We start from the raw sequence: 9538 nt of genomic DNA, 5'->3' as shown, positions 1-9538 counted from the left end.
AGTGTATACAGCCGTTTTCGTAAGTGGATTGATGCTGGCGTACTGGATAATATTTTTCGCGTTCTAAGCCTTGAAGCCGCATTGGAAGAACTTTCGTTAGATGCATCTATCGTTCAGGCGCACCAACATAGTGCAGGTGCAAAAAAAAGGGGGCCTTCTAGCGAAATAGGACACAGCCGGGGCGGAGCCAGTACAAAAATACACGCCATTGTGGATGCTTATGGAAATCCAGTGTATTTCATGATCAGTGAAGGACAACGCAACGATATTAATTTCGCGATTCCCTTATTGAAACATGTAAATTTAAAAGGAAATAACATACTTGCTGATCGTGGATATGACAGTGATAAACTGATTGACTATATCTATGAGCAAGGTGGTGAACCAACAATTCCATCAAGAAAGGGAGCAAAGTTTGAACGTCATTGCGATTAGTGGCTATATAAAGAGCGGCATCTGATAGAAAAACTCTTTTTAAAGCTAAAGGCATTTCGTAGAATTGCCACCCGCTATGACAAACTTGCATTCACCTATCTGGGATTTTTGTGTATCGCTTCAATATTAATTTGGTTAAAATGACCAATGTGTAGCAATTTTAAAACACGCTCTAGAGCCTCCCGACGTAAACGCCGGGAGGCTCTAGTATTTTTACTTAGGATCTTCCGAATTCTGAGAGCACAAGCCCTTCATTTCTCTCCTGGGTCATTCGGATACTCCAGGAATTTACCCAGATAAGCAGTGGATTACCTTTCAGGTCTTTGATCTTCTTCATATCAGAAGTGCCAATCAGTTTCGTCATATCATAATCTTTATTCTCGATCCAGCGGATATGTTCGTAAGGCAGAGTTTCCATACGGATTTCCACATTGTACTCATTTTCCAGACGGTATTTTAATACTTCAAATTGCAGGACACCTACTACCCCCACAATGATCTCTTCCATACCGGTGTTAAATTCCTGAAAGATCTGAATCGCACCTTCCTGGGCAATCTGATTGATTCCCTTCACAAACTGCTTTCTCTTCATGGTATCCACCTGGCGTACCCGTGCAAAATGCTCCGGCGCAAAGGTAGGGATTCCTTCATATGCAAATTTTTTCCCCGGCATACAGATGGTATCTCCGATTGAAAAAATACCCGGGTCAAATACGCCGATGATATCTCCTGCATATGCTTCATCCACAATGTGGCGTTCCTGTGCCATCATCTGCTGTGGCTGGGAAAGGCGCAGCTTTTTCTCACCCTGCACATGATAAACTTCCATACCCGCATCGAATTTACCGGAACAGATACGCATAAATGCAATCCTGTCCCGATGTGCCTTATTCATATTCGCCTGAATTTTAAACACAAATGCTGAAAAATCTTCCGACATCGGATTTACTTCTCCAATGTCTGCATTTCTGGGAAGGGGAGAACTTGTCATCTTTAAAAAGTGCTTTAAAAAAATCTCAACTCCAAAATTCGTCAAAGCAGATCCAAAGAATACCGGGGATAATTCGCCCTTGCTTACCAGATCCTGATCAAACTCAGCACTGGCTCCATCCAAAAGCTCTACTTCCTCCAGAAGCTGTTCTTTATTTTCCGTACCAATAAAGGCTTCCAACTGGGGATCATCCAGATCGTATTCTCTGGTTTCTCCTTCTTTTGTTCCCTTCTCTGTATCTGTAAACGTGGTTACTTTATGGCTTGTACGCTCGTAAACACCCTTGAAGTTTTTACCGGAACCAATCGGCCAGTTTACCGGGCAGGTTGCAATTCCCAGTTCCTTTTCAATGTCATCTAATAATTCAAATGTATCGTTTGCATCTCTGTCCATCTTGTTGATAAATGTAAAGATGGGGATATGACGCATCACACATACTTTAAAAAGCTTTCTGGTCTGTGCCTCCACACCTTTGGAAGCATCGATTACCATAACTGCGGAATCCGCCGCCATCAGTGTACGATAGGTATCTTCCGAGAAATCCTGATGTCCCGGTGTATCCAGAATATTGATACAGAAACCGCCGTAATTAAACTGCAGTACAGAGGAAGTTACCGAAATACCTCTTTCCTTTTCTATTTCCATCCAGTCTGACACCGCATGTCTGGAAGTCGCTTTTCCTTTTACGGAACCGGCTAAATTAATTGCTCCTCCATAAAGCAGGAACTTTTCCGTCAATGTAGTCTTACCAGCATCCGGATGTGAAATGATGGCAAAGGTTCTTCTTTTCTTTATTTCATTTGTTATATTGTTACCCACGGTAATTCCTCCATATATATCTATTTTCACTGATCGTGTCTGAAAATTGCTCGTATCAGGATGTGCTTTCCAATTTGAGGCAGTTTTTGACAGCCACTAGCTATTTTAACAAGGTTCTTGTCAACTGTCAATCAGGGAAGACAGACTTTTTTCAGTCTGGCTCCCCTTGATAATACACTATTCACTCTGCGTCATAGGTGTAATTACAATATTTTCTCCGGCGATGTTTGTTTTACGTTTTACAATATCTTCGATCTGGGCTCTCTGAGAATCAGAGATTTCTGCCATACCGATAACAACATCTGCTTTATCATCTGTAATGCTGACAACGGAATTCTTAAATCCTTTTGCTTCCAGCATCAGTTCTGCTGCTGCTTCACGTTCTGTGATATCCGTCATAGCTGTCATATCATCAATTGCATTTTGTTTCTGGTCCTGGCTGATGCTTTCGTTGTTTATAACGCCAAGAAGAGTTTCTTTATTTTTAGCACGAACCTGTTCTCTGGACAGTTTGGCCTCTGCAGCAAATCCGGAACTGGTAGCTGAACTTGTAAGAACTGCTTCCCCTGGTGTATCGCTGATTTCGCCTTCTGCTGTTTCAATGCTGGCATCTGATGAAGCCGTGTCGGCCGATGCAGTGTCTTCTGATGAGAGATCAGCTGAAGCGGTATTGGAATCAGATGTATCTGCCAAAGCCGTTCCATCCGTAGAAATGTCTGCGGATGCATTCTCAGTTCCCGTTGTAATGTCTGCAGATGCACTGTCGCTTGATACGTCTTCCAAATCCTGATCCAGGCTTGGAATGTCCACTAATGCACTCTCATTTTTCATCTCACTTTCCGTTTCCTTCTGGCTTACTACCCCATTTTTATCAAGTGCAGATTGTGTGGCATCCTTGCCAAGCTTATTTCCCGAGTAGTTTAAGTACCCTGCAACTGCAATCATGACTGCAAGTGCCGTAATAATAATTTGATTCTTCTTAAAAATATGTTTCACACTTTCCCCCTCCTTAATTCATCTTCATTACTTTGATTTTATGCGCGTCGATATCAAATAATGACATAACTGCCTCAGTAATATTATTAACTGTCACCGGATCACCTCCGCCCTCTGCCACGATCAGTACTCCCGCAATTTCCGGTTCCAATTCTTTTACTACATATGGAACCTGGTTTCCATTTTCGTCTTTTTCATAGACAGTTTCTTCCCCCGTTACATTTTCCATAGTGGAACGGATTCCCCCTTCACTGTCCTTCTCTTCCGTATTTTTATCTGTTACCGGCGAGTCTTTTTCCACAATTTTCTCTTTTGAAGATTTCTGCGTAAGCATTACCTCTACTTTACCCACCCCTTCCACCTTGCTCAGTGTCTGTACAAGCCGCCCCTGCAGAACATCCAGATCATCTTTCTTTGTGGTATTTGTAAGTCCTGACGTATTTTCAGTAGTCGGAACGGACGGCGTACTATTTTTATCCTGTGTTGGAATTGCAATAACCAGAAGCAGCACCCCCGCCAGCAGGGCAATCAGAAGATGGTCTTTATTCATATGTTTTAATTTTTCAATAATCGGCCCTAATCCTTTTCCCATGTGAACTACTCCCGTACATCAATATTTATATGTCCAAACGGTATCTGATATACTTCCTCAATCTCTTTTTTTATACTTTTCACAGCTTCATTCTCCTTTCCATCCCCTTTTGCTGCCTGTCCCACGTGAATATCAATTTTTGTATTCTTTTTGGAAATCACCAGATCGGCAGATTCAATACCGACGATACTTTCTCCATCCTTCTGATATTCCAGCGAAGTAGAAACCGGATAATACTCATGTTGGATCACGATCTGTTCGACCTGCCTCTTTATTTCTGTTGAAAAAGCCTGTTCGATCTTATCTGATTTTAAACCCTCCAGTCCCTCTTTTGCTGTCTTTACATTATCCAGTTCCTCCTTAAGCCCCTCAATGCGCAGTGCCTGGTCAAAAGATTCCGACATATTTGTAAGGTTAGCAAGTGGTGCCATAACCAGTATTACCAGCAGGATGCCGCCAATGAACCGTACATACCGTTTAAAGCCTTCATTTGGCACAATATGAAGGATCACATTAAAGACACAGAGATAACAGGCAATATTGCGCACCCAGGTATAAATCCCGGACATTCCTTCACCTCCCTATAAACGCTACAATCCCCGAATGGACGCAGTTACCATTGCCAGCGTAATTAAGAATAACGCCCCGGCAGTAAACAGGATTCTCACAAGAAGTGCCGCCCCATCTCCTATACTGGCAATACAGTCAATCATCCGCTTGTCCGAAATAGGCTGTATCACTGCACTTAACAGCTTGTACATAAAGGTACCTATCACCAGTTTAACTAAGGGCATCAGGCAGATTATCAATACTGCAATCAGTCCAGCAACACCTACAGCATTTTTGACCAGCACTGCTGACCCCACCACCACCTCAGAAACTGCATTGAACACATTTCCGATAACAGGAATTGCCCCGGAAGTTTTATGCAAAAGGGTATTTTTAAGAGAATCCACTGCCGGCATGATCAGACACTGTACTGTCTGTATCCCAATCACAGCTCCCAAAAGCGTTTTTAATACCCAGGAAATCATTAAATTTAATAATTCTGCCATTTTTGATAAATACTCTTCTTTTGCCAGATGATTTAATAAAAGGAAAAGCACATACAGATTTACTCCCGGCAGCAGCAGATATTTTAAAACCCACTGAATCACAGTAATCAGAATCAGCGTCAATTCATAAAATCCAGCTGCAGTTATGGAACCAGCCGCAAAAGTGGCTGCTACAAAATAAGCGGGGAGCAGTACCTTCATGAAATTCAGAACCTGTCCCAGTGTGTCCATTGTCAATTGGCTCATATCCCAAAATGCCTTAATCAAAACCGTGAACAGCAGCAGATACATCATATAAAAGCTAATATCCGCTATCTGGCTTTTTTCAAATACCCCGGTAAAATTTGTAAAAATAGCTGCCGCTATAACGATCATTATGATATGCATCATAGTTGATTTATACTGATTTAACTCTGCAAAAAATGCTTCTTTTACAATTTGCAGGATACTGGACGGCGTCATGGGCATTTCCCCTTTTATCAGCTTCCCAAGTGCATCCTTAAAATCAAATTTTGTATCCCCCAGTATGTTGTCCAGCGTAGATTCAATTTCATTTAAATCCAGCTCGTCCAAATAGGACTCCTGCAATTCCTCTTCTTTCGCTTCTGCTTGTACCACCATGGATGTCCCAAGGAAGAGGAGGCCGATTAAGGTCAGGACAAACCAGAATTTTTTCATCACCCCCATACTCCTCCTTCCAGAGCGTGTTTGGAAATTGCTTTCTGACAGGTGAGTGCAGAAATAAATTTACAAACAGGCTCTAACTCATAAAATCATGAATCGTGTCTAAAAGCGCCATTAACACCGGAGCACTTACCACAAAAATAGAGATCTTTCCAAAGATTTCAATTTGCCCGGCAATTGCCGAGTATCCGGCATCTTTGCAGACATTTGAGGAAAAATCAGCGATATAGGTAATGCCGATTATTTTAAGTAAGATACTCAGGTAAGAATCTTTCAATGCAATATAATTTTTCAACGTCTCCAGGGTCTGGGTCAAAAAGGTTAGTTTTTCAATTGCATAGAAAAATATTAATATGCATGTTGCCATACTGATAAATACGGCAAACTGGGGCTTTACATCTTTGATAAACAGAGCTGTCAGAATTCCTGCTATCCCAAGAATTCCTATTTTCATCATATCCATTACCGATGCACCCCCTTAAAGCGCAAACAGACTCTTAATTGTTTCAAATAATTGATTAATATAAGGCAGTATCCAGAAAAGCACCAGCACCAGTCCGGCAAGACTAGTCAAAAATGCGTGTTCTTCCCTTCCACTATGCTTTAGTACCTGGCTGAGTACCGAAACCAGAATTCCGACCGCCGCAATTTTAAATATTAAATTTACACTCATCTTTTTCCCCTCACCTTCATCTGCTGATACACCGTTTTCTAATCAAAACGAAGTACCTGGCTTTTTGACCCTGCCTATATTCCATAATATGTGCCATACTGCCGGCACGCTGTCAGATTAAGATGATTGCCAGAAACAGCCCTCCCATCACGCCAAGGCAGTGATAAACCCTTGATTTATTCTGGTAATTCTGCCTGGCTTGTATACAATTTTCATTTAACTGCTCTAAATACAAGTCAATGTTTCTAAGCTGCATGTCAATATCCAGATAGCCCAGATGGCTTCCCACCGTTTTCAATTGTTCCAGATCCTCTTTTGCAAGGTAGCAGTGCTCCAGCTTTAAATCCACCCCCTCTTCAAAAATCCTGGAAAGGCTTCTTCCATCCCGCTTCTCCATTTCCTCTGACAGATATTGCAGAAACCCCTGAAACAACGGCCCTGATCGTTGTCCCACTTTGCCAAACCCTTCTGCCAGCGGTGTTTTTCCATATTTTATTTCTCCCTGCAGCATTACAAACATACGCTTTAGCTCAGTTAACTGCACTACCCTCTTCTCCAGGTCTTTGCTCATTGAAAAACCAATCGCCGAGGATGTTGCGATTACCATACCTATTCCCAGCATCTTCAGCATGAAAGTACCTCCTTTTCATACAGCCTTGTCCCACGTTCATCAAATATTTCTTTGACCTTGCCTATCTGTTTGTAGTTGTGTAGAATAATATATCTTTCAAATACCCGTTCTAGAACCAGTTTTTGAAGTAATGGTTTTCTTTTTACATCTTCAATGGAACTTCCATGCACCGTAGCCAGCAGCTTACAGCCGCAATGTATCACGGATTCAATGGCATGAATATCCTCATAGTCTCCAATTTCATCCACGGCAATAATTCTGGGAGACATAGAACGCACCAGCATCATCATCCCCTCCGCTTTTGGGCAGCAGTCCAGCACATCTGTCCGGATACCCAGATCATTTTGGGGCACTCCAAGATATGCTCCTCCAATTTCCGACCGTTCGTCTACTACCCCAATCGTACTCCCCTGAAAATAAGAAGTCCCATTGGAAAGCTGCCTGATCATATCCCTTAATAAGGTTGTCTTTCCGCACCTGGGCGGAGAGATAATCAGCGTATGGCAGATTTCATCCCCCTGTATTACATAAGGAAGCACTTCTGTTGCGCATCCCTTTATCTGATGTGACAAACGGACATTTATAAAAGAAATATACTTCACACTTTTAATCCTTTCCCCATCCATAATAATTTTTCCTGCTATTCCAACCCGATGCCCGCCCTGTATTGTAATAAATCCCTGCTTCAATTCATCTTCAAAAGCATATAGGGAATAATTTGAAATATATTCCATCGTCTCAAGAAGTTCTTTCTTCTGAACCATGTAGCCATCTGCTTCCCTTGTACTTAACCGTCCCTTACCGGAAACGAAATACTCTCTGCCCGCACAGGTAATCAACAGCGGCTTATCAACTCTTAGTCTGATCTCCTGGAGTTTTTCAAAATCAACATCTATCTTCTGTAAAATGTCCCGGATTCCCGTCGCAAAAATTCTAACGAAATCATCTTTTCCTTTCATGCCCTCACCCCTTTTAACCAATATATGAGGTTGTACATGAAATATACCTTTAGGAAAATTTTTTTATTCCATCCGCAAAAAAAGCCGCAAAGAGTTTCCCCCTCACAGCTTTATACTTCCCGATCACCGGCAAAGCCCCGCTTTTTGTAAATATATATCAGAACGCAAAAAAATAGGAACGAGCATCAACTATACATCACCTTGTTGATACTCGTCCCTAATGAACTTCAATCATTCTTTTACCTCTTTTTCATCTTTGTAATCTTATTCGTCGACTTTTCTCAATTACAATTTCTAAGGTTTTGATTATACCTTAATTCTCCGTTTAAAACTCTTACATTTTAAACTTCTTTTGTTTAAAATCATTCTGTTTTAAACTTCTGTTGTTTAAATTCCTCGCTTTCTAAGTTTTCATAAAATTCTTAAACTACTTCTGGTTCTGATACTTCATTTCAAACCACTTTGTTAAAATACTTATTTAAACATTTGCTTTTTAAGTATTGGCTCTTAACTCTTCATCCAAAACCTCTGATCATTTACACCCTGATCAAAAATATTAAATTACTTCCTAAAAACTCCAATCTCTTAAACGATTCGTCTAAATTCTTCTACTTCAACTACAATTGCTTAAAACTGCTCACTTCAAACCTCTTGCTGCTTAAAACCTTTTAATTCTTTTTACTTAAATAACTTCTTTTAAACTTCTTCTGTTTAAAACTGTTAACTTTAAACTCTTTTGATTCTGAAAGCTGACGCTTTCAAATCAGTTTGTTACATGATTAAAACTTTCTACCTCTTAACCATTTGTTTCTTGAGCTCTTAAAACTTTATATACATTGCTTACAATGTCATCCGTTCTTGGTTACTTCTGTGTTTTACAAAAGCAACTGCGCTTAATATTTTGGTGGTCCGTACCTCGCTTTCTTAGATTATATCATTTAAACTTACATCTGTTCTCTTCTGTACTTTGTATTTGGTTTACCACATCTGTATACTGCTTGCTTTCGCTTTTGTTTCTACATTTGCTTATCAACATCTACTTTTCCATTCGTTTCACTTTTGTAAATTAAAATGTTAAGATTAAGTTCCCATGGGACTCTCCTCCTTAGTTAATTAAGTTTTAATTGATCTTTTATCTTTTTGTTGTCTTCATTATATTCCCCATAGTCCAATTTGTCAACCTCTTTTTTATATTTTTTTATATTAATTTTTTATGTTTTGTTTTTGTGTTAATTATCTGATAATTTTAAACTATTCTAATATTTTATATCTTACACAGAAAAAGAACAGGTCTTGTTGATACGGGTCTTCGACACTTTCCATATCTCTAAAGTACCTTAAAGCCTTGATACAGGCTTATTTTTTTGTCAAATTTTTACTATTTTTATGTTGTATGTGTTGTATTTATATGGTATAATAATTACAGGGGTGATGCATTTATGAAAATATACTTTGATAAACGACTAAAGGATCCCACTTATTATGCACAGCAGGGAATCCGTAATGGAAAGAAAACAACCACCAGAAATATTAAAAACTTTGGAAAACACTCCGAGTTATTGAAGGTCACAGATGATCCTGAACTCTATGTGAGAGAACAAAATCAAAAAGATGAATGAGGAATACCGCGTTGGCAAAGTCTCTTTCAATCTGACTGCCGATTTTAACGAAAGGGTCAGACCTTCTGCTGATGAAGCATCGGC

The 9538-nt window shown here is 40.1% G+C and carries 11 protein-coding genes; 2 read left to right on the top strand and 9 right to left on the bottom strand.

Annotated elements, in window-relative coordinates:
* Nucleotides 1-435, top strand: a 435-nt coding sequence (locus RHS_RS30190; protein ID WP_395021392.1) for an IS5 family transposase, incomplete at its 5' end; no start/stop codon positions are given.
* Nucleotides 436-652: 217 nt separating this feature from the next.
* Here the strand turns inward: RHS_RS30190 and RHS_RS05205 are convergent.
* The 9 genes from RHS_RS05205 to spoIIIAA form a co-directional block, all read right to left on the bottom strand.
* Nucleotides 653-2251 carry a peptide chain release factor 3 gene (locus RHS_RS05205; protein WP_081998779.1) on the bottom strand — a complete coding sequence of 533 codons (1599 nt, stop codon included), beginning with the start codon at nt 2249-2251 and terminating at the stop codon, nt 653-655.
* 171 nt (nt 2252-2422) lie between these two features.
* The gene (locus tag RHS_RS05200) at nt 2423-3241 is read right to left on the bottom strand and encodes a SpoIIIAH-like family protein (protein WP_047832532.1); all 819 of its coding nucleotides are present in this window, start codon (nt 3239-3241) and stop codon (nt 2423-2425) included.
* Between the two features lie 13 nt (nt 3242-3254).
* Nucleotides 3255-3833, bottom strand: coding sequence for a hypothetical protein (locus RHS_RS05195; RefSeq protein WP_027293821.1), 579 nt, complete (start codon nt 3831-3833; stop codon nt 3255-3257).
* Between the two features lie 5 nt (nt 3834-3838).
* Nucleotides 3839-4402: a stage III sporulation protein AF gene (locus RHS_RS30185; RefSeq protein WP_395021390.1), complete on the bottom strand. Its 564-nt coding sequence runs from the start codon at nt 4400-4402 to the stop codon at nt 3839-3841.
* 21 nt (nt 4403-4423) lie between these two features.
* Nucleotides 4424-5566: a stage III sporulation protein AE gene (locus tag RHS_RS05185; RefSeq protein ID WP_242849182.1), complete on the bottom strand. Its 1143-nt coding sequence runs from the start codon at nt 5564-5566 to the stop codon at nt 4424-4426.
* Between the two features lie 82 nt (nt 5567-5648).
* On the bottom strand, nt 5649-6035 hold the full coding sequence (gene spoIIIAD / locus RHS_RS05180) for a stage III sporulation protein AD (protein WP_027293819.1): 387 nt from the start codon (nt 6033-6035) through the stop codon (nt 5649-5651).
* Nucleotides 6036-6050: 15 nt separating this feature from the next.
* Complete coding sequence (gene spoIIIAC, locus RHS_RS05175; RefSeq protein ID WP_027293818.1) at nt 6051-6245, bottom strand: stage III sporulation protein AC; 195 nt, start codon at nt 6243-6245, stop codon at nt 6051-6053.
* Nucleotides 6246-6357: 112 nt separating this feature from the next.
* Complete coding sequence (locus RHS_RS05170; RefSeq protein WP_027293817.1) at nt 6358-6876, bottom strand: stage III sporulation protein AB; 519 nt, start codon at nt 6874-6876, stop codon at nt 6358-6360.
* Nucleotides 6870-7835, bottom strand: coding sequence for a stage III sporulation protein AA (gene spoIIIAA, locus RHS_RS05165; RefSeq protein WP_027293816.1), 966 nt, complete (start codon nt 7833-7835; stop codon nt 6870-6872). The genes RHS_RS05170 and spoIIIAA overlap by 7 nt, the downstream gene beginning before the upstream one ends.
* Nucleotides 7836-9274: 1439 nt before the next feature.
* Between spoIIIAA and RHS_RS05160 the strand changes: the two genes are divergently transcribed.
* Nucleotides 9275-9454 (top strand): hypothetical protein, encoded by a 180-nt coding sequence (locus tag RHS_RS05160; RefSeq protein ID WP_395021388.1) that lies wholly within the window; start codon nt 9275-9277, stop codon nt 9452-9454.
* Nucleotides 9455-9538 lie beyond the last annotated feature (84 nt).

Source organism: Robinsoniella sp. RHS (assembly GCF_001029355.1).
GTDB lineage: Bacteria > Bacillota > Clostridia > Lachnospirales > Lachnospiraceae > Robinsoniella > Robinsoniella peoriensis.
Note: the sequence above shows the minus strand (reverse complement) of the source record. Positions and strands in the feature narration are given on the sequence as shown.

What these genes read in the sequence shown, in the direction of transcription:
- RHS_RS05195 (WP_027293821.1), bottom strand. Translation starts at nt 3,833, where the DNA reads ATGGGAAAAGGATTAGGGCCGATTATTGAAAAATTAAAACATATGAAT.
- RHS_RS30185 (WP_395021390.1), bottom strand. Translation starts at nt 4,402, where the DNA reads ATGTCCGGGATTTATACCTGGGTGCGCAATATTGCCTGTTATCTCTGT.
- RHS_RS05185 (WP_242849182.1), bottom strand. Translation starts at nt 5,566, where the DNA reads ATGAAAAAATTCTGGTTTGTCCTGACCTTAATCGGCCTCCTCTTCCTT.
- spoIIIAD (WP_027293819.1), bottom strand. Translation starts at nt 6,035, where the DNA reads ATGGATATGATGAAAATAGGAATTCTTGGGATAGCAGGAATTCTGACA.
- spoIIIAC (WP_027293818.1), bottom strand. Translation starts at nt 6,245, where the DNA reads ATGAGTGTAAATTTAATATTTAAAATTGCGGCGGTCGGAATTCTGGTT.
- RHS_RS05170 (WP_027293817.1), bottom strand. Translation starts at nt 6,876, where the DNA reads ATGCTGAAGATGCTGGGAATAGGTATGGTAATCGCAACATCCTCGGCG.
- spoIIIAA (WP_027293816.1), bottom strand. Translation starts at nt 7,835, where the DNA reads ATGAAAGGAAAAGATGATTTCGTTAGAATTTTTGCGACGGGAATCCGG.
- RHS_RS05160 (WP_395021388.1), top strand. Translation starts at nt 9,275, where the DNA reads ATGAAAATATACTTTGATAAACGACTAAAGGATCCCACTTATTATGCA.